Raw genomic sequence first — 25,079 nt, 5'->3', positions numbered from 1 at the left:
GAGTCTTAAACGTCACAGCCACCCTAAACTTGTCCGGTGGTTCAGAAATCCGAGCGCCTGCAGCTCCCCGGCCGTGGTTCAGGCCGGGCGGTCCGGCCGGTGGGCAATGTGACGCGCGGGACCACCAACCCCAATCGCATGCGCAGGGTGGACCGCTGGGTTACGGGGTCGCAGGCCTGGCGGTTCCGCCATCTGCCGGAGCCGCTGGCCGTGGACCTGGGGTACGGCGCCAGTCCCAGGACCGCCATCGAGCTGTTCGAACGCCTCCGCACGGTCAATCCGGGCTTCCGCCTGACCGGCTTGGAGATCGAGCCGGGAAGGGTGGCGCGGGCGCGTGAGGAGGCCCGGCCGGGCCTGGACTTCCGGCTGGGCGGCTTCGAGCTGCCGGTCTCCCACGCGCCGGTCCTGGTGCGTGCCTTCAATGTGCTCCGTCAGTACGACGAGGCGGACGTCCCGGGGATCTGGGCCACCCTGACGTCCCGGCTGGCCGCGGACGGCCTCCTGGTGGAAGGCACCTGCGATGAGCTCGGGCGGACCGCCGCCTGGGTGGCGCTCGACGGCGGCGGGCCGCTCAGTCTCCACCTCTCGGTGAACTTCGGGGCACTGGAGCAACCGTCACAGCTGGCGGAGCGGCTCCCCAAAGCGCTGATCCACCGCAATGTGCCCGGAGAGCGCATCCACGCGTTCCTGGCGGCCGCCGATCAGGCCTGGCTGGCGGCCGCGCCGCTGGCGAGCTTCGGCGTGCGGCAGCGGTGGATGGCCATGTGCCGGGCCCTGCGCTCCAGCGGCTGGCCTGTCCTCGACGGACCGCGGCGGTATCGGCTGGGCGAGCTGTCCGTGGCCTGGGACGCCGTGGCCCCGGACGGCGTGGCCCGCCGGGATCACCAGCTGTTGTAGCCGCCCCGGCGGAGTTCCCGGATGGCAGGGCGGACGTCCGCCAGGTACACGCAGGACGCGGTCACGGCCACGATGGCGAACAGTCCCATGGGGCTGACGCCACCGGCCAGCGACAGTACGCCCACAAGTGCGGCCCCGCCGGTGAGTGCCAGCCAGAAGCCCTTGCTGCGCTTCATGGTGGCCTCATAGTCGCCATGGTTGCGGCTCAGCGCATCGATGAAGGCCCAGGCCTCCAGGCCCAGGGCCACCACTCCCAGGACGAAATAGATGGCGGTGACGGCGTAATAGATGATCAGTTGTCCCACAGCACTCAGCCTAGTATCCGGGCGCTAGCCGCGTGGCAGCGCGTCCAGCGAGCGCTCAAGGTCGGCCCAGAGGTCCTCCGCATTCTCGATGCCGACACTCAGCCTCACCAGATTGTCCGGGACGCTGTGCGGCTCCGCGAGGTGGCGTCGTCGTCGTTCGATGAGGGACTCGACGCCGCCCAGCGAGGTGGCCGGCAGCCACAGCCCGAGCCCTGTGACCAGCGCGTCCGCGTTCTCCGCCCCGCTCCGCCCGCCGCCGGCGGCGACCTCGATGCAGAGAATGGAGCCGAAGCCCTTCAGCTGAGCTCGCGCGCGGTCGTGGCCGGGGTCCGAGGGCAGTCCGGGGAAGCGGACGCGCTCGACGGCGGGGTGCGCCTCCAGCCGTTCCGCCAGCAGCTGGGCGGTGACCTGGGACCGTTCAATCCGCACTGCGAGGGTCCGGATGCCGCGGAGCGCGAGCCAGGCCTCCCAGGGACCGGCGATGGATCCGTGGATGGTGCGGTGGTGCAGCAGCGTGGAGCGGAGCTCGGCAGTCCGTGGCACGAGAGCCCCCAGGACCACGTCCGAGTGGCCGGCCAGGTACTTCGTGACGGAATGGAGTACCAGATCCGCCCCGAGCGTCAGGGGCTGCTGCACCAAGGGGGTGCAGAAGGTGTTGTCCACCACCGTGAGGATCCCGGCCTCCCGGGCGGCCGCGAGCAGCACGGGCAGGTCCGCGACGCCGAGCATCGGGTTCGTGGGGCTCTCCAGCCAGAGGAGATCCGCGCTGACGCCTTCCCTCCGGAGCGCGGAGAGGACCTGCTCCGTGTCCGTGATGTCCACCAGACGCAGGCTGAGCAGGCCCTTCGCGGCAAGCTCGGCGGCTTGCTGGACGGTGCCGGCGTAGGAGTGCTCGGGCATGACCACGATGCCGCCGAGCGGCACCAGGGAGAGAGCGGCACTGACGGCGGCCAGACCGGAGGCGAAAAGCAGTGCGGGTTCGGTCCCGCCTTCGAGCTCGCCGAGCACTTCTTCGAAGGGCTCCCAGCTGGGGTTCGCGTACCGACCGTACCCCCGGTCCCCCGGGCCGAGCGGCCCGGTGCCAACGAAGGTGGAGGAGAGTACCACCGGCGGGTTCACGGCGCCGTCCCTCTCACGGGCGGGACGGCCGCCCGCCACGACGACGGAATCCGGGTTGAGGGGAAGGGAATGCTCCATGGCTTCACTTTAGGACTCGGCCGCCCCCGCCGGGCAACGGACAGCCGGCATGTGGGCCCAGCCGTCCACAAGGGTGTCGTCTCCCAGGCAAGGCCTAGCCTCTCCCGCTAGGCTTGGGTCCGTGACCAACAGCGCAGAAGGCCCCGGACTGTTCATCGCCTTCGAAGGCGGGGACGGCGCGGGGAAGTCCACGCAGAGCCGTCTGCTGGCTGAGGCCCTGCGGTCCCGCGGGATCACCGTGGTTCAGACGCGCGAGCCCGGAGGGACCGAGATCGGTGAGAAGCTGCGGTCCCTGGTCCTGGATCACGGGCAGGGCGAGATCGATGCCCGCACGGAAGCGCTCATGTACGCCGCCGCCCGTGCCGCCCACGTGGAGCAGCTCATCCGGCCGGCGCTGGCCCGCGGCGAGGCCGTCATCACGGACCGCTACATCGATTCCTCCATCGCCTACCAGGGCATCGGCCGCGGCCTCGGCATCGGGGAGATCCGGGACCTGAACGTCTGGGCGACGAACGCTCTGTGGCCGCACTTCACGGTCATCCTGGACGTGGATCCCGCCGCCGGCCGCGCACGCCGCGCCCCGGGTGGCGAAGACCGCCTGGAGTCCGAGCCCGATTCCTTCCACGCCCAGGTGCGTCAGGCGTTCCTGGACACGGCCGCCACCGCTCCGGAGCGCCACCTGGTGATCGATGGCCTGCAGGATGTGGACACGATCGCGGCACTCATCCTGGCCCGCGTGGACGAAGTCCTGTCCGAGCACGCCGGCAGCCCCTCGCCGGGGATGGACGCATGAGCGTCTTCGACGAACTCCGCGGGCAGGACGCCGTCGCGGCCCAGCTGCGGCGTGCCGCGGCCGGGGAGGGCATGACGCATGCCTGGCTGTTCACCGGCCCGCCCGGTTCCGGACGCTCCAACGCGGCCAAGGCCTTCGCCGCGGCCCTGAACTGCGAGCAGCCCGATCCGGCCCTGCGCGGCTGCGGCGAGTGCCACGCCTGCCGCACGATCGTGGGCGAGACCCATCCGGACGTGCAGCATGTCCGCACGGACAAGGTGACCATCGCCATCGACGAGGCCCGCGAGCTCGTGGCCACGGCCGGCAACCACCCGTCGTCGGGACGATGGCGGATCATCATCGTGGAGGACGCCGACCGCATGGCGGAGCGCACCACGAACGTCCTGCTGAAGGCCATCGAGGAACCCACGGCCCGGACCGTGTGGATGCTCTGCGCCCCCTCTCCGGCGGACGTCCTGGTGACCATCCGCTCCCGCTGCCGCAGCGTCGCGCTGCGACTGCCGTCCGCTGAGGACGTGGCCGAGCTGCTCGTGCGGCGCGACGGCGTCGAGCCCGCGCTCGCAGCGAGCGCGGCGAGGCTGGCGCAGAGCCATGTGGGGATCGCCCGTCGCCTGGCCCGGGACGCCGGTGCCCGGGAACGGCGTCTGGAGACCGTCCGCTTCCCCCTGGGACTGAAGGGGATCACCTCGGCCGTGCTCATGGCGGAACGGCTCATGAGCATCGCCGGGGATGAGGCGGACAGTTCCAACACGGAGCGCGACGCCGCCGAACGGCAGGCGCTCCTGAGCTCCCTGGGCCTGGAGGACGGCGCACCCATCCCCCCGGCCCTGCGTGGCCAGCTCAAACGCCTGGAGGAGGACCAGAAACGGCGTGCGAAGCGCTCCATCACGGACTCCCTGGACCGCACCCTGACGGATCTCATCTCGTTCTACCGGGACGTGCTCCTGCTGCAGGTGGGCACGGGCGAGTCCCTGGTGAATGAGGAGCTGCGGTCCGAGCTGGAGGGCTTCGCCGCGGCGGGGACCCCTGAGACGACGCTGGCCAGGATCGATGCGATCAATCTGACGCGGCGCCGGCTGGTGACCAGCAATGTGGCTCCGCTTCTGGCCCTCGAAGGCATGGCGGCAGGTCTGGTGTGATGAGCGGACGAGGAGGACTCAGACTCATGGGCATGGCCCGGAAGGCAGCACAGCGGATGACATGGACGGCGGACGGCACGACGGCGCCGGGAACGGCCGGGCGGCCCGGGAGCCGGCGGCCCGCCACCCGGGGGGGCCGGGCCGGGAAACTGGTCGCCGCCGTCGCGGCATCCGCGGCGCTCGCGCTGAGCCTCAGCGGTTGCGTCACCGTCACCCTCCCCGGCGGCAAACCCGCCGCGACATCCGGGAGCCAGGAGGGCCTGAGTACGGGCACACCCGAAGAGCTGAAGGACTACTACGGCCAGAAGGTCGCCTGGGCTTCCTGCGAACACGGCGCCGAATGCGCCTCCATCAAGGTTCCCGTGGACTACTCCAACCCTCAGGGTGGGAGCATCGAGATCGCGGTGATCAAGATCGCCGCCACCGGCAAGTCAGAGGGCTCACTCTTCATCAACCCGGGCGGCCCGGGCGGTTCCGGCTATGACTTCGTCAACGACTCCGCACAGTGGATCCTCAGCGACGAGCTGCGCAAGAACTACGACCTGGTCGGGTTCGATCCACGCGGCGTGAAGCGGTCAGCCCCCGTCACCTGCCTGACGGACCGCGAACGGGACGCTCAGCGGGCCGTGTACTACGACCCGTTCACGCCGGACGGCCTGGCGAAGTCCATCGACGAGCAGCGCCAGACCAACCAGGCGTGCGAGGCGAACACCGGACCGGTCCTGGCCCATGCGGACACCGAGAGCGCCGCCCGGGACATGGACATCCTGCGGGCCGCGCTGCGCAACGAGAAACTCGACTACCTGGGGTACTCCTACGGGACGTTCCTCGGATCCACCTACGCGACCCTCTTCCCGGACCGGGTGGGCCGCATGGTCTTGGACGGCGCCTTGGACTCGACCCTCACACAGTCCCAGCTCACGATCGGTCAGGCGAAGGCCTTCGAGCGCAGCCTGCACGTGTTCGTGGAGTGGTGCCAGCGCAATTCCGGGTGCCCCCTGAGCGGCAACGCGGACGAAGGGGTCCAGCGGATTCAGAAGCTCATGAACCAGTACGCCACGGACCCGCCCCAGGCCAATGACGGACGCGTGGTGACCGTGGCGAGCTTCGTGTCCGGGCTCATCGTCCCGCTCTACAGCACGGCGAGCTGGCCCAATCTCCGGCAGGCGCTGGCTGCGGCGCTGGTGGGCGACCCCTCCCCCATGATGCAGCTGGCCGACTTCGGGGCGGACCGGGACTCCTCCGGAAGCTACACCTCCAACAGCGCCTTCGCGTTCAACGCCATCAACTGCCTGGACTACTCCGTGGACTCCGCTCCGGAAGCCATGCGCAACGAAGCCGCCGAACTGGTCAGGGTGTCCCCCACCCTCGGCAAGTACATGGCCTACGGCGGGATCGCCTGCGACGGTCTGAAGACCACGGCCGTCCGCAAGGTGGCACCGGCGAACTACAGCGGCAAGGCGCCGGTGGTGGTCATCGGGACCACGGGAGACCCCGCCACGCCGTACGAGTGGGCCCAGAACCTGCGCAAGCAGCTCGGCAACGCGTCCCTCTTGACCTGGGAAGGCGAGGGCCACACGGCCTATGGCCGGGCGGGGAACTGCATCACCAACGCCGTCGACGACTACTTCGTGAAGGGCACGACGCCGGCCGACGGCCTGCGCTGCACGTAACGCCGTACGGTGCCGGGCACGGTCCGGACTGTCAGTTGAGCGCTGCGGGCGTCTGCACGCGTTCGCGCAGCAAGGTGGGGATGTCCCGGATGGACGGCACGACGGCGTCCGCCCCCGCCGCGCGGAGGGCGAACTCGGAGTGGGCGCCCGTCAGCACTCCGGCGACCAGCCCGGCGCCTGCACGAAGCCCGGACTGGATGTCCGCCGTCGTGTCCCCCACCACCAGGACTTCCCGCACGTCGCCCAGGTCCAGGGCGAGGACTGCCGTGAGGATCATGTCCGGCCAAGGCCGTCCGCGGCCCGCGTCTTCCGGGCAGAGGCTGAGGTCCGCCAGGCCCATCCAGCCGAGCGACTCCAGAATGGTGTTCTGCGTGTGGCGGCCGAATCCCGTGACCAGACAGAGTTTCAGGCCGGCGTCCCGGAGCCACTGCATGGCGGACTGCGCTCCCGGGATGGCCTGGACGCCGCCGCGGTCCACCAGTTCGTCATAGGCCTGCTCGAAGACGGCGTTCGCCTGCCGGGCCTGCCCGGGCCGGCCCTCGTACAGCTGCTGGAACACACTGAGTTTGGACAGTCCCATGGCATTGTGGGCGTAGTCCATCATCGAGGCGAGGCGGGCGCTGCCCGGCTCCTCCCCCGCGGCGCAGAAAGCGCGCCGGAGGGCCTCTTCGATCAGTCCCCCGTCGGTGACCGTGGTTCCGGACATGTCCACCACGGCCAGACGCAGCCGCGCCGGCCGTCCTGGGACCGGGAGGGTGTCCCGTCCGCCGCCCACCGGATTCACCGTCATGGTCCGTGCTCCTTGCTCGCGTGAGGGTGACGGCGCACCGTTGCGCCGCCGTCGTTCCCCTCAGCGTGACCGGTCCGGTCAACGGCCGGCTGAACCGTGCGGGACCGCAACATGAACAGGCGCAGGATGTTCCCCGGGACGCCGTTTTGACCCGCACCCCGGCGGCCTCTAGACTGTTCTTCTGTGCGGTCCGGCCAGCAGGCAGGGTTTCGCACGTGCTTCCTTAGCTCAGTCGGTAGAGCGTTTCACTCGTAATGAAAAGGTCATCAGTTCGATTCTGATAGGAAGCTCAGATGAAGAAGGCCCCCGGGAATCCCGGGGGCCTTCCGCGTCTCCGGTGTGGCTCAGGCGAAGTCGGAAACCGCGGGGTCCGGTCCGATGCGGCCCTCGGCGCCACGGTCGAGCCCGTTGAGCGCCACCACGTCGTTGTCATCCAGCGTGACGTTCAGCGCGGCGTAGTTCTCCGCGATGCGGCCGGGGGTGACGGACTTGGGGATCACGACGTTGCCGATGGCCAGATGCCAGGCGATCACCACCTGCGCGGGCGAGGCGCCGTGCTTCTCCGCGATGCGCAGCACCTCCGGGTCGCTCAGCAGCTCACCGCCCTGGCCGAGCGGGGACCAGGCCTGGGTGAGGATGCCGCGCTCCGCGTCGTAGCGGCGCAGCTCCGCCTGGTTGAAATACGGGTGCAGTTCGATCTGATGGATGGCCGGGGTGACGCCCGTGGCGGCGATCAGCTCGTCAATGGCCTCACCCGTGAAGTTGCAGACGCCGATGGACGTGACCCGGCCGCGCTTCTGGAGCTCCACGAGGGCCTTCCAGGTGTCCACGTAGGTGCCCTGCTTCGGCTGCAGCCAGTGGATGAGGTACAGGTCCAGCTTCTCCAGGCCGAGACGGTCCATGGATTCCTCGAAGGCGGCAAGGGTCTGCTCGTAGCCCTGGTCCGCGTTCCACACCTTGGTGGTGATGAACAGCTCTTCCGGGCCCAGTCCGGAGGCCTCGATGGCCCGGCCCACGCCAGACTCGTTGCCGTAGATCCTGGCGGTGTCGATGTGGCGGTAGCCGGCCTTGAACGCCTCGCCCACGGCGGCCTCGGCCGCGTCATCGGCCACCCGCCAGACACCGAAGCCGAGCTGAGGGATGGAATTGCCGTCGTTGAAAGACAAAAGGGGATTCACAGTCATGAAGCCATCCTTTCAAGCCCGGCCGCCTCCCACCAGGACCCGTCACACGGATTCACTGACGGCGAAGCCGGGAATAACCGTCAGCGCAGCTGCTCTTCGGCCTCCGCCACCAGAGAGACGACGACGGCGGCACGCCGGCGGACGCTGTCCACGTCAGTGCTGCCGAGCCGGGCCAGGGTGGCCGCCTGGGCGGCGGTCGCCAGGTCGTTGCCGGCACGCGACAGGATCCTGTGCAGGGGCGCCAGCTCTGGAGGGATGTCCAGCCCCTCGCTCGGGGCGATCCGTTGGGCGGTCACGCAGACGGCGCGGATCCGTGGCAGCAGGGCCGCGAGTTCGTCTGCCACCGGCACCAGCTGTCCATACAGCGCATCCCCGGAGACGCCTTCAAGCACTTGATGGAAGCGGTCCAGGCCACGACGGAAGCGGTCATGGGCTCGCCGCCAGAGCCCCTGGCCGAGTTCGGTGTCGTCCTTGCGTGCCTGGCGGAGATCGGAGAACAGACCCACGGTCAGAGGTACTGGCCCGGGCCGGAATCCGGTCCGTCATGCGCACCGGGCTGCTGCTCCTGCCGACGGAGGCCGGTCTGCGCCCGCTGCGGCTCACCGTTGGCACCGATGACCACCCCGGGGGCGATCATGGTACCGGGTGGAAGCTGATGGAACTGCGCCGCCATCTGTTCCCGGGCCGCCTGCTGCGCGGCGATCGCCGTCTGGATGCCGTGGAACAGTCCTTCGAGCCAGCCGACCAGCTGGGCCTGGGCGATGCGCAGTTCCGCGTCCGAGGGGGAGGAGTTCTCCGGGAAGGGCAGTGACAGCCGCTCAAGCTCCTCCACGAGCTCGGGGGCCAGGCCTTCCTCAAGTTCCTTGATGGAGCGATCATGGATCTCCGCCAGACGGCCGCGGGCCGCGTCGTCCAGCGGAGAGGCCTTCACCTCCTCCAGGAGCTGCCGGACCATGGTCCCGATCCGCATGACCTTAGCGGGCTCGTCGACGAGTTCCAGGAGACCGCGCGGCCGCGGCTCGGGACGAGTGTTCTCCCGGCGTTCGTCCTGGTCATCCACCGGAGTTCCTTCCACGGCGGGGCTGTGCTGGGGCTGCGGTTCCTCGGTCATGGCCCCATACTCTCACGCCTCAGCGGCATCGGCTCTGGGGATTTTTCTCCTGCCGGTCGGCACGGTCACGCCCCTGAGGAGGATCGTCGCCCGCGCCTCGCCCGGCCACCCGGCGGACGTCAGCTTCACATGGTCAACAGAATTTTTCCCACATGTTGACCGGTTTCGAAATAACGGTGCGCCTCGGCCACATCCTGGAGCGGGAAGCTGCGGGCGACCAACGGCCGGATGGAACCGTCCGTGATCAGCGGCCATACGACCTCGCGGACGGCGTCCATGATGGCGGTCTTCTCCTCGTCCGGGCGGGCGCGGAGGGTGGTTCCGATGACGGCGGCCCGCTTGGACAGCAGCTTCCCGAGATCCAGTTCCCCCCGGGCCCCGCCCTGGAGCCCGATGACCACCAGGCGGCCATGGGTGTTCAAGGCGTCGAGGTTCTTTCCCAGGTATTTCGCACCGACCACGTCCAGGATGACGTCGGCTCCGCGCCCGCCGGTGGCCTCGCGGAGCGCCTCCGGGAAGTCCTCGGCCTGGTAGTCGATGGCGATGTCCGCGCCGAGGAAACCGCGCGCGGTGGCGACCTTCTCCGGGCCTCCGGCCGTGGTGGCGACGGTGGAACCCAGGGCCTTGGCGAGCTGGATGGCGAAGGTGCCGATCCCTCCCGTGGCACCGTGCACCAAGAGGGTCTCCTCGCGCCGGAGACCGGCCGTCATGTAGAGGTTCGAGTAGATGGTGGCGGCCACCTCCGGCAGCCCGGCGGCCGTGACCAGGTCCACGCCGTCCGGCACCCGGAGGACGTGCCCGGCGGGAACCACCACCTTCTCGGCGTAGCCACCACCCGCCAGGAGGGCGACCACCTTGTCCCCCACGGAGAAGGGACGCGTCACGCCCGGGCCGAAGCCGGCGATGCGGCCGGACACCTCGAGCCCGGGGATCTCCGAGGCTCCCGCGGGCGGAGGGTAGTGGCCGCGGCGCTGCTGCACATCGGCGCGGTTGAGTCCTGCGGCGACGACGTCGATCAGCAGCTCACCGGGTCCCGGGACGGGGTCCGGCACCTGGCTCAGCTGCAGGACTTCCGGCTCTCCCGGCGCGGTGATCTGGACGGCTCGCATGGTCTCCCTTTCCTCAGGACTCTCACTTGGCCCCCGTCTATTGTGCACGGCGCGCGGGAAGGGCAGGTTTGGAGGCCGCCTCGGCGCTGTGAAACACTTTGACACAGGGAAGGTTGTCCGAGCGGCCGAAGGAGCTGGTCTTGAAAACCAGTAGGCGGTAACCCCGTCTCATGGGTTCAAATCCCATACCTTCCGCGTTACAAGGCCCCGGAGCCGATGCACATCGCCTCCGGGGCCTTCCCGTCTTCCGGGCCAGTTCACGCAATCCCCAGGCGGGGACCGTTGAATAATGTCAGACCCCCGGCATAGCGTCAGGAGTGTCAGCACCGGACCGCTCTCCCTACTCCTGCCGGTGCGGCCCGCCCTCATCCCGGGCGGAACCTTTTCTCAGAAAGAGAGAACACCATGCCCACCCCTAGCTTTGTCCCCGGCGACCCCTGCTGGGCTGATCTGATGACCGATGACGTCGAGGGTGCCAAGAAGTTCTACGGCGAACTCCTGGGCTGGACCTTCGAAGGCTCGGACGAGGAACTGTACGGCGGCTATGTGACCGCATCCAAGGACGGCAAGCAGGTGGCCGGCATCATGGCCAAGATGCCGGACCAAGCCGAGATGCCCAACACCTGGAGCATCTACCTGCGCAGCACCGACGCCGAGGCCACGGCTGCCGCCGTCGCTGACGCCGGCGGTCAGGTGTTCGTGCCCCCGATGACCGTCCCGGAGATGGGCGTCATGGCCATGGCTTCCGACCCCTCCGGCGCTGTGGTCGGAATCTGGGAGCCGCTGGGCCACGCCGGCTACCAGTTGGTCAATGAAACCGGCTCGGTCGGCTGGCACGAGCTCAACAGCCGCGGCTACGAGGCCGCGGTGGAGTTCTACCGGAAGGCCTTCGGCTGGGAGACCTCCACCATGGCGGACACCCCGGAGTTCCGGTACACCACTCTGGGCGAAGGCGAGGCCGCCCGTGCCGGGATCTTCGACGCGAACACCTTCCTGCCGGAGGGCGTCCCGTCCCACTGGCAGATCTTCCTGGTGGTGGACAACGCCGATGAGGCCGTGAAGAAGATCGCCGAACTGGGCGGTCAGGTCATCGCTGAGCCGTGGGACGACCCTCACGGACGCCATGCCCGCGTCACGGATGCCCAGGGCGCGCCGTTCATGCTGCACCAGTCTTTGCGCTGATCTCCGCGCGGACACCGCGTCCACACCGGCCGTGCCGCCGTCATCCACAAGGTGACGGCGGCACGGTCTTTTTCCGGCCGGATTTCTGAAAGAACAGTTTCTTTTCCCGTCAACCTCGAGTTAACTCTGTCTTGGTGGACTGGATCCTGAATCCTCGTGCGCCGCGGCCGGCCGGCCGTGGCGCACGAACTCTGCCCGGACGTCGCCTGCCAGTGGGGCTGGCTTGCGAGATCCCGAACCGGACTCCACACCAGAACAACTGAACAGAGACAACGACAGAAAGCACCCCCATGAATCACTCGCTTGCGAAAGCAACTTTGGGGAGTGCCCTGACAGCCGCCTTGTTGGCGGCACCCGTGGCGACCACGCCGGCCTTTGCGCTGGCCAGCACCGTCACCGCTCAGGGCACCTCCGCCGTCGTCATCGACGAGGCATACCTCAGTGGAGGCAGCGCCGGCGCCGCCTTCAAGAACAAGTTCGTGGAGCTCTACAACTCCTCGGACTCCGCAGTCTCCCTGGACGGCTGGTCCCTCCAGTACCGGCCGGCCACTGGAACCGGTGCGCCCGGCTCGGTGACCGCGTTGAAGGGCAGCATCCCTGCCAAGCGGACGTTCCTGGTCAAGGGCGGCACCAACAGTGCCGCCTCCACGGCACCGGAGCTTCCCACGCCGGACCTGGACGCCCCGGGCTTCAACCCGTCCGGGACCTCGGGAACCATCGTTCTGGCCAGGCAAGCCACCGCCGTGACGCTCGGGACCGACAGCCAGGTGGAGCCCGCCGGCGTGGCGGACCTGCTCGGCTACGGCACCAGCAACACCTACGAGACGAAAGCCGCCACCGCGCCGTCGTCGAACACCGACGTCAAGGCCCTCACGCGGAGCGGCCACGCGGACAGCAACGACAACTCCGCCGATTTCAGTCTCAGTGCTCAGATCACCCCGCAGCCGTCGGCCGGCTCCGGCACCCCGGACCCGGAGCCCACTCCCGATCCCACGCCGTCCCCCGGCAGCGGCGTGAGCATCGCCGACATCCAGGGCACCGGTGATGCCAGCCCCCTGGCCGGCCAGACCGTGACCACCAAGGGCAAAGTCACCGCCCGGTACGCCACCGGCGGACTCAACGGCTATTACATCCAGACCCCGGGCACCGGCGGAGACCTCACCGAGCAGAACCACAAGGCGTCCGACGCCGTATTCGTCTATTCGCCCGGCACCGTCGGCTCCGTGGCGATCGGTGACTACGTCCAGGTGACCGGCTCGGTCAGCGAGTACTTCGGCCAGACCCAGCTCAACGTGACGGCAGCGTCCGGGCTGACCAAGCTCGGCGAAGCCGCGCCCGAGGTGAAGCCCACCCATTTCGCCCTGCCGGCCTCGGAGGCTTTCCGTGAGTCCCTCGAAGGCATGCTCGTCGCGCCCGAGGGTGACTTCACGCTCTCCGACAACTTCTCCCTGAACCAGTACGGCGAGCTCAGCCTGTTCGCGGGGAAGACCGTTGCAGTGCAGCCGAACGCCGTCGCACCCTACGGCACCCCGGAGAACCAGGCCGTGGCTGCGGACAACGAGGCCCGCACCATCAAACTCGACGATGGCGCCACCACCAACTTCCTCTCCAACGCCACCACCAAAGCCCAGCCGCTGCCCTACCTCACCGCGCAGAACACGGTCCGGGTGGGCGCACCGGTGACCTTCAGGACCAACGTGATCCTCGGCTATGGCAACAGCTCCTGGCGTTTCGAGCCGCTCGAGCAGCTCACCCCGTCCAACGCGGACACCGTGGAGCCGGTCACCATCGGCAACACCCGTGCCGATGTGCCGAACGCCGTGGGCGGCGAGCTGAAGCTCGCCTCCTTCAACGTGCTGAACTTCTTCCCCACCACGGGTGACCAGCTCAGCGGCTGCACCTACTACACCGACCGCGCAGGCGCACCCGTCACCGTCAAGGGCGGCTGCGACGCCCGCGGTGCGGCGAACCAGGCCAACTACCAGCGCCAGCTCGCCAAGACCGTCGCCGCCATCAACGGATCCGGCGCCGACGTCGTGACGCTGATGGAGATGGAGAACTCCGCCAAGTTCGGCAAGAACCGGGATGACGCCCTCTCCAAGCTGGTGGACGCCCTGAACGCCGCGGCGCCAGGCGTCTGGGACTACGTCCGCAGCCCCTCCACCCTGCCGCCGCTGGCGGACGAGGATGTCATCCGCACCGCCTTCATCTACAAGAAGGCCGTCGCCGAGCCCGTGGGTGAATCCATCATCCACAACGACACCGTCGCCTTCGCAAGCGCCCGCAAGCCGCTGGCGCAGGTCTTCAAGCCGGTGGGCGGGACCTCCGCGCAGGAGTTCATCGCGATCGCCAACCACTTCAAGTCCAAGAGCTCCGCGGCCACCCCGGACGACACGGACAAGGGTCAGGGCGCCTCCAACCTCGCCCGCATCGCCGAGTCCAAGTCCCTCCTGGGCTTCGTGGACTCCCTGGAGAAGGCCAAGGGCACGGACAAGGTGTTCCTGATCGGTGACTTCAACGCCTACTCCAAGGAAGACCCGCTGAACATCCTCACCGACGCCGGCTTCGTCGACCAGGACGGCAAGGCCAAGAACGCCGACGGCAGCCAGAAGCACTCCTACCTGTTCAGCGGCCTGGCCGGTTCCCTGGACCACATCTTCGCGTCCCCCGCGGCCGAGACCATGGTCAATGGCGCGGACATCTGGAACATCAACTCCGTGGAGCCGATCTCCCGCGAATACAGCCGCTGGAACTACAACGTCACCGACTTCTACGAGGCGAACCAGTTCCGCAACAGTGACCACGACCCCGTGATCGTGGGCATCAACACCAAGCCTAAGGAGACGTCCACCACGCTGAACTTCCTGGGCGTGAACGACTTCCACGGCCGCATCGACTCCAACACGGTCAACGTCGCCGGAACACTGGAGAAGCTGCGTGCCGCGGCCGCTCCGGGCGCCACGGCGTTCGTCTCCGCCGGTGACAACATCGGGGCATCCCTCTTCGCCTCCTCCGTGGCGAAGGACCAGCCCACCATCGATGTGCTGAACGCACTCGGCCTGACCGCCTCCGCGGTGGGCAACCACGAGTTCGACGGCGGCTGGGCCGATCTGCGCGACCGCGTCGCCGCCGGCGGAGCCAACGCGAAGTTCCCGTACCTGGGTGCGAACGTCTACAAGAAGGGCACGCAGGAGCCGGTTCTTCCGGAGTACACGGTCCTGGACCTCAACGGTGTGAAGGTGGCCGTGATCGGCGCCGTCACGCAGGAGGTACCCACCCTGGTGACCCCGGCCGGCATCGCGGACCTGGACTTCGGTAATCCCGTGGACGCCGTCAACTGCGTGGCTGCGAAGATCAAGGCCGGCAAGCTGGCCGACGTGATCGTGGCCGAGTACCACGAGGGCGCCGGCGCGGGCACCCCGGACGGCGCCACCCTCCAGCAGGAGCTGGCCGCCGGCGGCGCGTTCGCCAAGATCGTCAATCAGACCAGCTCCGACGTCAACGCCATTTTCACCGGTCACACCCACAAGGAGTACGCCTGGGACGCCCCGGTGCCCGGTCAGGACGGCAAGACCCGCCCCGTGGTCCAGACCGGCAGCTACGGTGAGAACATCGGCCAGATCGAGCTGACCGTGGACCTGAACACTAAGCAGGTCTCCGCCTACTCGGCCCGCAACGTGGCCCGCACGAAGGACGCCGCGGCCGGTCTCATCGCCGCGTATCCGCGGGTCAAGGAGGTCGACGGGATCGTGAGGAAGGCACTCGCGGACGCCGCCGTCGTCGGCGGTCAGGCCATCGGCACGGTGACCCGTGACGTGACCACCGCCTTCACCAAGGATCCGGCCACCGGCAACCCGGTCCGCGATGACCGGGCCAGCGAATCCACGCTGGGCAACCTGGTGGCCGACTCCCTCGTGGCGTCGCTGAAGGATCCCACCCTGGGCGGTGCCGAGATCGGCGTGGTCAACCCCGGCGGGCTTCGCAATGAGCTGTACTACGGCACGGACGGCACCATCACCTATGCTCAGGCCAACGCGGTGCTGCCGTTCGTGAACAACCTGTGGACCACGTCCTTGACGGGCGCCCAGCTCAAGACGATGCTGGAGCAGCAGTGGCAGAGCAACGCGGACGGCACCATCCCCAGCCGCCCGTATCTGCAGCTCGGCCTGTCCAAGAACGTCAACTACACGTACGACGCCGCCCGGGCCGCCGGTGACCGCGTGACCTCCATCCTGGTCAACGGACAGCCGGTCGACCCCGCCAAGTCCTACCGGATCGGCACGTTCAGCTTCCTGGCCACCGGTGGTGACAACTTCCGGATCTTCAAGGACGGCACGAACACCCGCGACTCCGGCCTGGTGGACCGTGACGCCTGGATGGCCTACCTGAAGGGCAGCTCGCCGGTGTCCCCGGACTTCGCCCGCCGCAGCGTGGCCGTGAGCAGCTCCATCCCGGCGTCCGTGAAGCCCGGCGATGCGCTGAACGCCACCGTGTCCAAGCTGGACCTCACCTCTCTGGGAAGCCCGGTGAACACGTCTCTTACGGCGACCTTCACGGACGCCTCGGGCAAGGTCACCACGCTGGGCACGACGCCGGTCACCTCTGGCACGGCGAACGTGAGCCTCACGGTTCCGGCCGGGGCGGCCGCGGGTGCGGGCACGCTGGTGCTCAAGGCCACCGAGTCCGGCACCACCGTGACCCTGACGGTGATCGTGGAGAAGGTGGCGAACCCGAATTGCACGAAGCCGGAATACCCGAAGAACTTCTGGGCTCCGGGGCAGATGAAGAAGTACGAGCGGGCGCTCAAGGAATATGAGGCCTGCCTGAAGGGCTGATCACCGCGGTGTGACGCTCCGACCCACGCAAATGTTGGTGACCCACGGAAATTTCCGTGGGTCACCAACATTTAAGGGGGTGGAACGACGCCGGACTCCGGCGCACGGCGGGCCGGCGGCTCAGAGCGCGTCCAGGACCGCCCTGGCGATCTCATCGGCGTCGCGCAGGGTGCGCTGCCCGCTGCGGAACAGCTCCCGGCGTTCACCGCCCTCCTCGGTGAACGCCTCGGCCGCGATCGCCACGCCCCACTGCGTGGCGGAGAGCTGGAGGCTCAGGACGTGCAGGTCCTCCTGGACCACGCCATTGGCGGCCACGGCCCGGTACGGGTGCGGAGCCACGTCCAGGCCGGAGGTCTCCGTGGGACCGCCCTCGGGACGCATCATCAGCCGGGTCCGGACCAGGCCGTCCTCCAGAAGCTGGCGCAGCAAGGGGGACGCCGCCGCGGACACCCGGTTGGCGGGCGCCAGGGCCTCGATCATGGTCCGGGCCCGCACCTCTCCCCCGTCCACCCACGGCGACGCCGCGCGGAACAGTCCCTCGGCACGGTCCACCCCGAAGCGCGGCTCGGGCCCGAGGAAGCGCACCACGCCCGCCCGGGCCAGTGCCGCAAGCTGCTCGATCCTCAGTGCCGGCGGCCCGCTGGCCAGGCCTTCCACCAGGGATTCGAAGCGGCCCCGGAGCTCCGTGACCCACGATTCGTCGGTGATCCCACCATCGGCCACAGCGTCCTTGAGCAACGAACGCCCCGCATGCAGTGCCAGCACGGCGGCCTTCACCGGGTCAGACTCACCCGCCGAGGAGCGCCGGACGTCCGTGTCCAGCGTGGCCAGCACGGCGTCGTCGAGCTCCTGGGGCGAGCCGAAGCGCTGCCCGGAGAACGGCGCCGCGAGCGCACGGAGGTTCAGGCGCAGGGCCGCCGGGACCCTCTGCTCCAGCAGCGCGTTCACCGGTCCCAGCCAGTCTTCCGGCGCGTGGGCGTGCGGCCGCAGGAGTTCGGCCAAGGCGTCCAGGAACTCGGCGGCGTCCCGCACGGCATTGGGGTCCTGGAGCACCAGGGTCTCGTAGTAGGCCCAGAGGACGTCGCGCTGCAGCAGCGGCTGGAGGTCGTGGCCGAAACCGGGCTGCACGCCGTAGCGGCGGAAGCGGGCGACGGCCGTCTCGGTGAGGTACCGCAGCCTCCTGGTGCGGGCGTAGTAGCTGCCGATCCGCGCCTTGGCGTGGTACGGGCCGCCGCGGCGGCTGGCGGCGTGGATGACCGGCTCCCGGCCGCTGGGCACATAGCGCAGGCCGCCGCCGTCGTCCGTGTCGAAGCGGCCACCGCGGCCTTCCGTCAGCTGCCCCATGACATCGAAGAAGTTCAGGCCCATGCCGCGGATCAGCACCGGCTCGGCCTCCGGGACATGTGCCCAGTCCACATCGGCCGGGCAGGCGGGCGGGAAGTAGCTCAGGCCGAGTTCGCGGGCTGCCCCGTGCAGTTCACGCTGTTCCGGGTTCAGCAGGGCCGGGACGTGGCCGAGCGCCAGGACCACGCGGTCCGCCGGAAGCGTGCCGTCCCGCAGCTCCACTTCGAAGCCCGTGCCCTCGCGGCGGCGGACGGCGACCGCCTCCGTGCGGTGCAGGTGGACGGTGAGGCCTTCCAGCAGGGGGTCGGTCGCGATGCGGTGCACGACGGCGGCCACCGTGTCCTCGAGGTAGCGGCCGTAGATCGCGCGGCTGGGGAAGGCGTCCACGGCCAGAGCGGCCAGCTCGGCCCGCTCGCCGTCGCCGAGGTGGGACTGATCGCCGGCCACGGCGGCCTCACGCCACTGGTTGAAAGTGCCGCCCGCCACCGGCGGCGCCAGGTCCGGGTCTTCGGGGATCAGGGTGGGGAAGAAACTCTGCGTGTTCATGAGGAACAGCCGGGACTGGCCGGGCTGCCAGACGTGCCCCGAACCGGGTGGATACGGGTCCACCAGGTGCAGTTCCAGGCGGGCTCCGGAGAGCTCTCCGGCGTCGCGGCGGGCGCGCCAATTGGCCGCCAGACGCTCCAGGACACTGCTCCCGCGCGGTCCGGCCCCGATCACCGCCACACGCTGCGCCGCATCCCCTGCCATGGATCTAAGGGTAGTGGGTCGCACCGGCCCAGGGCGGTGGAGGGTTCCGTCCGGCCTGCCGCTTCCCTAGGATGGCCGGGACCATCCGGAACAGAAGGGCCCGCACCCACCATGAGCAGCAGCAACGCCGTGATCTCCGCTGGAACCACCTACTCATCCGATCCGGAGGACCTGCAGGCCGTGACGGATCTCCTCCACCGCTTCTTCTCCGCCTTCGTCTCCGGTCCGGGAGCGGTGACCGGCGGCGAGGTGCTCCGGGAGGTCTTGCTGCCCGGCGCGGTGATCGTGTCCACCTGCGGGGCCCCGGAGCCTCGGGTTCACAGCGTGGAAGAGTTCATCCGGCCGCGAGTGGAGCTGCTGAGCGGTGGGAGGCTCCAGGACTTCCGCGAATGGCCGACGGAGTGGCGGATCGAGCTGTTCGGCGATGTCGCCCAGATCTGGTGCGGGTACGCGAAGTCATGGTCCGAAGCCGGAGAACCCCACACCGGCCGCGGCATGAAGAGCTCGCAGCTGGTCCGCACGGCCGCCGGCTGGCGCTTCAGCGCGATCGCCTGGGACGACGAGCGTCCCGGCGTGCCGATGAGCTGAGCCCGGGGCTCTTCGCCCCAGCGTCTGTCGCCCTGACTAGGCTTAGCTCATGACGGCGCACAACACTGTGGACGAGAACATCTGGCTGGAGGACATTCACGGGGAGGAGCCGCTCGCCTGGGTGCGTGAGCAGAACGCCCGCACCGAGGACGTGCTGGACGACGACGAGTTCCAGGCCCTGCAGGGGCGCCTTCTGGAGGTCCTCGACTCCACGGACCGTATCCCCATGGTCGGCAAGCGAGGCACGTGGTACTACAACTTCTGGCGGGACTCGGCACACCCCAAAGGCCTGTGGCGCCGGACCTCCTGGGAGAGCTATCTGACGGCCGCGCCGGAGTGGGACGTGCTCCTGGACGTGGATGAGCTGGCGGCCGCCGAGGGCCGCGAGTGGGTGTGGCACGGCGCCACCTTCCTGCGCCCCGGGCCGGGCGGCGAGTGGCGGCACGCCATGATCGGCCTCTCCCCCGACGGCGGGGACGCGGCCTCCTACCGCGAGTTCGACCTCCAGACCCGCGAATTCGTCCCGGACGGTTTCGCCCTTCCCACGGCGAAGGGGCATGTGAGCTGGGAGGACGCGGACACGCTGCTGGTGAGCACGACGGCGGAGGGCCGGCCGGCCACGCAGTCCTCCTACCCGCGCACGGGCGTCCGCTGGCGGCGCGGAACGCCGTTGTCCGAGGCGGAGCAGCTGTTCGAGGTGCCGGAGGAGCACATGCTGGCCTCCGTGTCCTATGACCCCACGCCCGGTTTCGAACGCCTGGCGGCCGTGGACTACGTGGACTTCTTCAACGATGAGGTCTTCCTGTGGTGGAACGGTGCCTGGACGGCTCTCGAGAAGCCCGGAACCGTCAACGCCTCCTGGCACCATGAATGGCTGCTGTTCCGGCCGCGCGACCCGTGGACCGTGGAGGGTGTGGAGTACCCCGCCGGTTCACTGCTGACCGGCCGGCTGGACGACTGGCTGGGGGGTTCCCGCGACCTCACGGTCCTGTTCGCCCCGGACGCCCGGACGGCCCTTCAGTCCTACAGCTGGACCCGCAACCACCTGCTGCTGAACCTGCTGGTGGACGTGTCCTCGCAGATCCATGTGCTCACGCCGGGCGTCTCGGCGGACGGGTCCCCGGACTGGTCGTCCGAGGAGCTGGACGCCTGCCCGCCCCTGCACGACGTCAACGCCTACGCGGTGGACGACGAGGATGACGACGCCGCGGACGACTACTGGCTGGTGGCCACCGGCTTCCTCACGCCCACCACGGTCACGCGCGGCACCCTCGGCGGGGACCACACGGAGGTCAAGCGCGCGCCGTCGTTCTTCACCGAAGACGACTACCGCGTGGAGCAGCACTTTGCGACGTCGGCGGACGGCACCCGGGTGCCGTATTTCCAGGTCTCCCGCAGGGACCTTGTGCTGGACAGCGGGAATGTCACGCTCCTGAGCGGCTACGGCGGCTTCGAAGTGTCCCGGACCCCGGCGTACAGCGGGACCGTGGGCCGGGCCTGGCTGGAGCGCGGCGGCGTGTACGTGGTGGCGAACATCCGCGGCGGCGGCGAGTACGGCCCGTCCTGGCACACGGCCGCGCTGCAGGAGAAGCGGCACCGGGCGTACGAGGATTTCGCCGCCGTGGCCAAGGACCTCGTGGCGCGCGATGTGACCAGCCCGAAGCTGCTCGGCTGCGCGGGAGGCTCCAATGGCGGGCTCCTGGTGGGCAATATGCTCACTCAGTACCCGGAGCTGTTCGGCGCCGTGTCCTGCGGGGTGCCGTTGCTGGACATGCGCCGCTACACGCGGCTCTCGGCCGGTGCGTCCTGGATCGCGGAGTACGGCGACCCGGACGACCCGGAACAGTGGGAGTTCATCCGCACCTTCTCCCCGTACCACCTGCTCAAGGACGGGGTGGACTACCCGCACTCCTTCATCTGGTCCAGCACCTCGGACGACCGGGTGGGGCCGGTCCAGGCCCGCAAGATGGCGGCCCGCATGCAGGCGATGGGTGTGCCGAACGTCTGGTACCACGAGACGATCGAGGGCGGTCACGCGGGCGCCTCGGACAACCGTCAGGCGGCCGGGCTGCAGGCGCGGAACCACCATTTTCTGTGGAAGGCGCTGACGGGTCAGCTCCCGGGATGACGGAAGGCCCCGCCGTTTTGCGTTGCGGCGGGGCCTTCGGTACTCTTGCATGGCTAGCAAATAGCGAGGAGACGTGCCAGAGCGGCCGAATGGACTTCACTGCTAATGAAGGGTCGGGGTTAAACTCGACCGGGGGTTCAAATCCCCCCGTCTCCGCCAAACGAACCCCGGGTTTTCCCGGGGTTTTTGGTTTAACGACGGACACCCGTTTCTGGATCAGGAGGCGGGCGCCCGCAGTTCTCTCAGACGAAGCGCACGACGACGGCGCGCACCCCCAGCGCCGCCCCCTCGCCTTCGCCATCCGCCCCCTCAGCCGGCCGCAGCTCGGCGGCCAGGACACCGTCGTCGCCCTGCCGCCACCCGGCGAGCACAGCGTCCCCGAGCACCTCGACGGACGCGACCGTGCGGGACAGCGGGACACTGAGCCGCTCTGCGTCGCCGGACAGGTCCAGCAGGTTCAGGCGTCCGGGCTCCCCTTCGCGTGCGGGGGCCTCGGTCAGCCACCAGGTGGCGCCTGCGCCTTCCCGGGCGCCACCTTCCCACGTCTCGGCGAGGCCGTTGCCTGGCACCAGGCCTTCCGATACGGCTCGGGTGCCGTACAGAGCCTCCCCGAACACCCCGATCCAGGTGCCGATGGCCTCCAGGGCCGCGCGGATGGACGGCGGGACGGCTCCGGTGGGATCCGGACCGACGCCCAGGAGGAGGTTGCCTCCACGGGCCACGACCTTGACCAGCATCTCCACGACCTCGCGCGGATCCTTGGCCTGCTCGTCCGGGCTGAGGGAGGTCCAGTGCTCGGACAGGGTCACGCAGGATTCCCAGGGGTACTCGGGACGGTGGTCCGGGATCTGCTGCTCCGGGGTGCGGTAGTCCTCATTCGGGCCGTGGACCTCCCGGTCCACCACCAGGATGCCGGGCTGGAGTTCCCGGGCCCGGGCCGCCAGACGGTCGATGTCGATGGGCTCGAACGGCGCGAAGACCCAGCCGGCGTCGAGCCAGAGCACATTGAGTGGCCCGTAACCGCTGAGGAGTTCCTCGATCTGGGCGTGGGTGAAGTCCACGAAGGTCTGCCAGCGCTCCGGCTCGGCCGCGGCGTCGTAATTGTGGAAGCGGTCCACCGTGGTCCCGGCCGGGGACCAGTAGCCGGGGTGGTTCCAGTCGGCCTTGGAGAAGTAGACGCCGGTCTCCAGCCCCTCCGCCCGGAAGGAGTCGAAGGTCTCCTTGAGCACATCCCGGCCCAGGGGGACGTCCGGAGCGGTGACCTTGAAATCGGAGTGCTTCGTGTCAAAGAGGTTGAAGCCGTCGTGGTGCTTGGAGGTGAAGACGAGGTACCTCGCACCGGCCTTCCGGGACAGTTCCGCCCACTCCTCCGGGCGGTAGTCCTGCCCGGTGAACGACGTCCGGGCCGCCTTGTAATGGGCCTCCCAGGCATCGTCATCGCCGGAGAAATCCGCGGGCAGGAGCATCATCTCCTCATCGCGGGAGCGGCACAGGGTCCAGCTGTCGCCCAGCCCCTGGGCGGTGTAGATCCCCCAGTGCATGATGATGCCGAACTTGTGGTCCTGCCAGTCCTGAAGGCGGGCCCGGCTGAGCGGGTCGGAGGGCAGGCTGTAGCCGGGATCGTGGGCGTCCACGACGGCGCCGGCGGCCAGGCTCGGTTTGAAGGTCTGCGGGGCGGATTCATCCGGGAAGGACTCCGGGGAAACGTGCTCAGTCACGCTCATCATCCTTCACCCTCGCATCGGTTCCGTCACGGCCCTGGACCGGAATGAACGCGCCCGCACGCGGACTGGCCGTGGTCATCTGAATGCCCGCGGCAGATCGGTCACCCCGCCACGGCGAGCACGAACGGCAGGACCGCTCCCGCGCCGGCCTGGCGCAGCGCCCGGCCGGCCACCACCAGGGTCCACCTGGTGTCCACGGAGTCGTCCACCAGGAACAGGGATGCGCCCGGGTTCTGCTCCAGGAACTCCCGCACCGCGGCAGACGGGGCGAAGCGGTCCCAGACCTCAGCCAGCCGGTAGGCGCTGTTGCCGCGCCGGCCGGGCGCGTCGTGGAAGTGTGCCAGGTCCATGGAGCCCAGGTACGGCATGCGGCCGATCCCCGCCAGGCCCTGTGCCAGGGAATCCACCAGCTGCGGACGGCGGGCCGAGGGGATGGAGACCACGGCGGAGGGCCGGCTCTCCCCGTTCCACGGCTCCGCGCCGGGCACCGGTGGGCGTCCCCAGTCCTTCAGGACCGTCACGCAGGCCTGCAGCATGGCGTCCCGGACCGGCGCGTCGGGTGTGCCGTCCGCGAGCGCCTCCCGGAGCGGGCCGCCCCAGCCGAGATCGCTCAGCCGCGCCAGCGCACGGCCCTCCGCGACAGCCTCGTCCGCGGGGATCTTTCCCTTGACCGGAACACCCAGACGGTCCATGCCCGTGGGCCAGAGGGAACGGGTCTCCACGGACACGCCGGCCTTGTCAAGCTCGGCCGATGCTGCGTGCAGCGCCTCGGAGCTCACCCCGCTGGGATACCAGGACCCGGCGCAGTTGTCGCAGCGGCCGCAGGAATGGGCGTCCGGGTCATCCAGCACCGAGGTCACGAACTCCATGCGGCAGCCGGCCGTTTCCTGGTAGATGACCATGAGGTCCTGTTCCTGTACCCGCGCCTCCGCGATGCGCGCGTACCGCTCGGCGTCGTAGTCCCAGCCCTGCCCGGTGGCCCGCCAGCCTCCCTGGACGCGCTCCACGGCCCCGTCCACGGCCAGGACCTTGAGCAGCAGCTCCAGGCGGGAGCGCCCCAGGTCAACGCGGGGTTCCAGCGCCGGACTGGAAAGCGGCTTCGACGCGGTCTCCAGAGCGTCCAGGACGGCCATGGCCTTGTCTCTCTCAGGCATGGATGCCGTGGCGAAGTACTTCCAGATGTCGCGGTCCTCCGCGCCCGGGAGCAGCAGGACGTCCGCGTTCGCACCGCCACGGCCGGCACGGCCCACCTGCTGGTAGTACGCCACCGGTGAGCTCGGGGCGCCCAGGTGCACCACGAAGCCCAGGTCCGGCTTGTCGAATCCCATGCCGAGGGCCGAGGTGGCCACGAGCGCCTTGACCTGGTTGTCCTTCAGCCGCTGTTCCGCGAGCTCCCGCTCCGCGGTGTCCGTCTTGCCGCTGTAGGAGAGGACGTCATAGCCCCGCTCCGTCAGCATCCTGGCGGTCTCCTCCGCGGCGGACACGGTCAGTGTGTAGATGATGCCGCTGCCGGGCAGGTCTTTCAGATGCTCCGCCAGCCACGCCAGCCGGGTGGTGTTGTCCGGGAGCTTGAGAACGCCGAGGCGGAGGGAGTCCCGGCCCAGGGAGCCGCGGATGGTCAGCACGTCCGTGCCGAGCTGCTCCTCGATGTCGTGCACCACCCGGGAGTTGGCAGTCGCCGTGGTCGCGAGCACCGGAACGGTGTCCGGCAGCTGCCGGATGAGGTCCGCGATCCGGCGGTAGTCCGGCCGGAAGTCATGCCCCCAGTCGGAGATGCAGTGTGCCTCATCCACCACCAGCAGGCCGGTCCTGCGGATCAGCTCCGGCAGCTCCCGCTCCCGGAACACGGGGTTGACCAGCCGTTCCGGGGACACCAGAAGGACATCCACCTCATCGGCGGCCAGCTTGGCGGAGACGTCCTCCCAGTCGAGCTGGTTGGCGGAATTGATGGCCACCGCGCGCACCCCGGCACGGGCGGCTGCCTCCACCTGGTCCCGCATGAGGGCCAGGAGCGGCGAGACGATGAGCGTGGGACCCGCCCCACGGCGCCGCAAGAGCAGGGACGCCACGAAGTACACGGCGGACTTGCCCCAGCCGGTCCGCTGCACCACCAGGGCCCGGCGCCCGTGGTCCACGAGCGCCTCGATGGCCTCGAACTGCCCCTCGTGGAACTCCGCCTCCGGGCGGCCCACCAGTTCCCTGAGGACCTGTACGGCCTCCTGATGGCTCCGGGTCCTGGTCTCTGCGGGGTTGGTCTGCGTCATGACTCCAGTATTCCTCCCACCCCTGACACGATTACGCCCACGGCCTCGCATTGTGGACAAGCAGAG

18 protein-coding genes and 3 tRNA genes are annotated in these 25,079 nt (G+C 69.3%); 11 read left to right on the top strand and 10 right to left on the bottom strand.

The window, feature by feature from the left end; all coding sequences use genetic code 11:
• Window positions 1-36 precede the first annotated feature (36 nt).
• The gene (locus Q9R02_RS05910; protein ID WP_305995727.1) at window positions 37-897 is read left to right on the top strand and encodes a class I SAM-dependent methyltransferase; all 861 of its coding nucleotides are present in this window, start codon (window positions 37-39) and stop codon (window positions 895-897) included.
• On the opposite strand, the gene Q9R02_RS05905 is transcribed toward Q9R02_RS05910, so the two are convergent.
• The gene (locus tag Q9R02_RS05905; RefSeq protein WP_305995726.1) at window positions 882-1,202 is read right to left on the bottom strand and encodes a DUF2516 family protein; all 321 of its coding nucleotides are present in this window, start codon (window positions 1,200-1,202) and stop codon (window positions 882-884) included. The two genes, Q9R02_RS05910 and Q9R02_RS05905, sit on opposite strands and share 16 nt — an antisense overlap.
• 24 nt (window positions 1,203-1,226) lie before the next feature.
• Window positions 1,227-2,399, bottom strand: coding sequence for a trans-sulfuration enzyme family protein (locus tag Q9R02_RS05900; RefSeq protein WP_305995725.1), 1,173 nt, complete (start codon window positions 2,397-2,399; stop codon window positions 1,227-1,229).
• Window positions 2,400-2,520: 121 nt separating this feature from the next.
• Between Q9R02_RS05900 and tmk the strand changes: the two genes are divergently transcribed.
• Genes tmk through Q9R02_RS05885 form a run of 3 tightly spaced genes read left to right on the top strand, consistent with a single transcriptional unit; the run spans window position 2,521 to window position 6,004 of the window.
• Window positions 2,521-3,192: a dTMP kinase gene (gene tmk, locus Q9R02_RS05895; RefSeq protein ID WP_305995724.1), complete on the top strand. Its 672-nt coding sequence runs from the start codon at window positions 2,521-2,523 to the stop codon at window positions 3,190-3,192.
• Complete coding sequence (locus Q9R02_RS05890; protein WP_305995723.1) at window positions 3,189-4,331, top strand: DNA polymerase III subunit delta'; 1,143 nt, start codon at window positions 3,189-3,191, stop codon at window positions 4,329-4,331. The genes tmk and Q9R02_RS05890 overlap by 4 nt, the downstream gene beginning before the upstream one ends.
• A gap of 32 nt (window positions 4,332-4,363) precedes the next feature.
• Window positions 4,364-6,004, top strand: a complete 1,641-nt coding sequence (locus Q9R02_RS05885; RefSeq protein WP_305995722.1) for an alpha/beta hydrolase — start codon at window positions 4,364-4,366, stop codon at window positions 6,002-6,004.
• 31 nt (window positions 6,005-6,035) lie between these two features.
• On the opposite strand, the gene Q9R02_RS05880 is transcribed toward Q9R02_RS05885, so the two are convergent.
• A complete protein-coding gene (locus Q9R02_RS05880; RefSeq protein WP_305995721.1) occupies window positions 6,036-6,794 on the bottom strand; it encodes an HAD-IA family hydrolase in 759 nt (252 codons plus the stop codon).
• A 217-nt stretch (window positions 6,795-7,011) separates the two neighbouring features.
• Here Q9R02_RS05880 and Q9R02_RS05875 point away from each other — a divergent pair.
• A tRNA-Thr gene (locus Q9R02_RS05875) sits at window positions 7,012-7,084 on the top strand.
• A gap of 54 nt (window positions 7,085-7,138) precedes the next feature.
• Here the strand turns inward: Q9R02_RS05875 and Q9R02_RS05870 are convergent.
• From Q9R02_RS05870 to Q9R02_RS05855, 4 genes are all read right to left on the bottom strand, one after another.
• Window positions 7,139-7,978 carry an aldo/keto reductase gene (locus Q9R02_RS05870; protein WP_305995720.1) on the bottom strand — a complete coding sequence of 280 codons (840 nt, stop codon included), beginning with the start codon at window positions 7,976-7,978 and terminating at the stop codon, window positions 7,139-7,141.
• A gap of 80 nt (window positions 7,979-8,058) precedes the next feature.
• Complete coding sequence (locus Q9R02_RS05865) at window positions 8,059-8,484, bottom strand: hypothetical protein (RefSeq protein WP_305995719.1); 426 nt, start codon at window positions 8,482-8,484, stop codon at window positions 8,059-8,061.
• 2 nt (window positions 8,485-8,486) lie between these two features.
• On the bottom strand, window positions 8,487-9,089 hold the full coding sequence (locus Q9R02_RS05860) for a bacterial proteasome activator family protein (protein ID WP_305995718.1): 603 nt from the start codon (window positions 9,087-9,089) through the stop codon (window positions 8,487-8,489).
• 125 nt (window positions 9,090-9,214) lie between these two features.
• Entirely contained in the window at window positions 9,215-10,198 is a 984-nt protein-coding gene (locus tag Q9R02_RS05855; RefSeq protein WP_305995717.1) for an NAD(P)H-quinone oxidoreductase, read from the bottom strand.
• A gap of 107 nt (window positions 10,199-10,305) precedes the next feature.
• On the opposite strand from Q9R02_RS05855, the gene Q9R02_RS05850 reads away from it, so the two are divergent.
• From Q9R02_RS05850 to Q9R02_RS05840, 3 genes are all read left to right on the top strand, one after another.
• A tRNA-Ser gene (locus Q9R02_RS05850) sits at window positions 10,306-10,393 on the top strand.
• A 210-nt stretch (window positions 10,394-10,603) separates the two neighbouring features.
• A complete protein-coding gene (locus Q9R02_RS05845; RefSeq protein WP_305995716.1) occupies window positions 10,604-11,380 on the top strand; it encodes a VOC family protein in 777 nt (258 codons plus the stop codon).
• 290 nt (window positions 11,381-11,670) lie between these two features.
• Window positions 11,671-16,215 (top strand): ExeM/NucH family extracellular endonuclease, encoded by a 4,545-nt coding sequence (locus Q9R02_RS05840; RefSeq protein WP_305995715.1) that lies wholly within the window; start codon window positions 11,671-11,673, stop codon window positions 16,213-16,215.
• A 120-nt stretch (window positions 16,216-16,335) separates the two neighbouring features.
• Here Q9R02_RS05840 and Q9R02_RS05835 read toward each other — a convergent pair whose 3' ends face one another.
• On the bottom strand, window positions 16,336-18,309 hold the full coding sequence (locus tag Q9R02_RS05835; RefSeq protein ID WP_305995714.1) for an FAD/NAD(P)-binding protein: 1,974 nt from the start codon (window positions 18,307-18,309) through the stop codon (window positions 16,336-16,338).
• 111 nt (window positions 18,310-18,420) lie between these two features.
• On the opposite strand from Q9R02_RS05835, the gene Q9R02_RS05830 reads away from it, so the two are divergent.
• The 3 genes from Q9R02_RS05830 (at window position 18,421) to Q9R02_RS05820 (ending at window position 21,184) form a co-directional block, all read left to right on the top strand.
• A complete protein-coding gene (locus Q9R02_RS05830) occupies window positions 18,421-18,897 on the top strand; it encodes a DUF4440 domain-containing protein (protein ID WP_305995713.1) in 477 nt (158 codons plus the stop codon).
• Between the two features lie 49 nt (window positions 18,898-18,946).
• Window positions 18,947-21,025: a prolyl oligopeptidase family serine peptidase gene (locus Q9R02_RS05825; RefSeq protein ID WP_305995712.1), complete on the top strand. Its 2,079-nt coding sequence runs from the start codon at window positions 18,947-18,949 to the stop codon at window positions 21,023-21,025.
• 67 nt (window positions 21,026-21,092) lie between these two features.
• A tRNA-Ser gene (locus Q9R02_RS05820) sits at window positions 21,093-21,184 on the top strand.
• An 83-nt stretch (window positions 21,185-21,267) separates the two neighbouring features.
• On the opposite strand, the gene Q9R02_RS05815 is transcribed toward Q9R02_RS05820, so the two are convergent.
• Together Q9R02_RS05815 and Q9R02_RS05810 are read right to left on the bottom strand one after the other, a co-directional pair.
• Window positions 21,268-22,743 carry an alpha-L-fucosidase gene (locus tag Q9R02_RS05815; RefSeq protein WP_305995710.1) on the bottom strand — a complete coding sequence of 492 codons (1,476 nt, stop codon included), beginning with the start codon at window positions 22,741-22,743 and terminating at the stop codon, window positions 21,268-21,270.
• A gap of 107 nt (window positions 22,744-22,850) precedes the next feature.
• Window positions 22,851-25,013: a RecQ family ATP-dependent DNA helicase gene (locus tag Q9R02_RS05810; RefSeq protein ID WP_305995709.1), complete on the bottom strand. Its 2,163-nt coding sequence runs from the start codon at window positions 25,011-25,013 to the stop codon at window positions 22,851-22,853.
• Window positions 25,014-25,079 lie beyond the last annotated feature (66 nt).

Origin of the sequence: Arthrobacter horti (genome assembly GCF_030731045.1) — a bacterium.
In the GTDB taxonomy this organism is placed as follows: Bacteria; Actinomycetota; Actinomycetes; order Actinomycetales; family Micrococcaceae; genus Arthrobacter_E; species Arthrobacter_E nanjingensis.
Note: the sequence above shows the minus strand (reverse complement) of the source record. Positions and strands in the feature narration are given on the sequence as shown.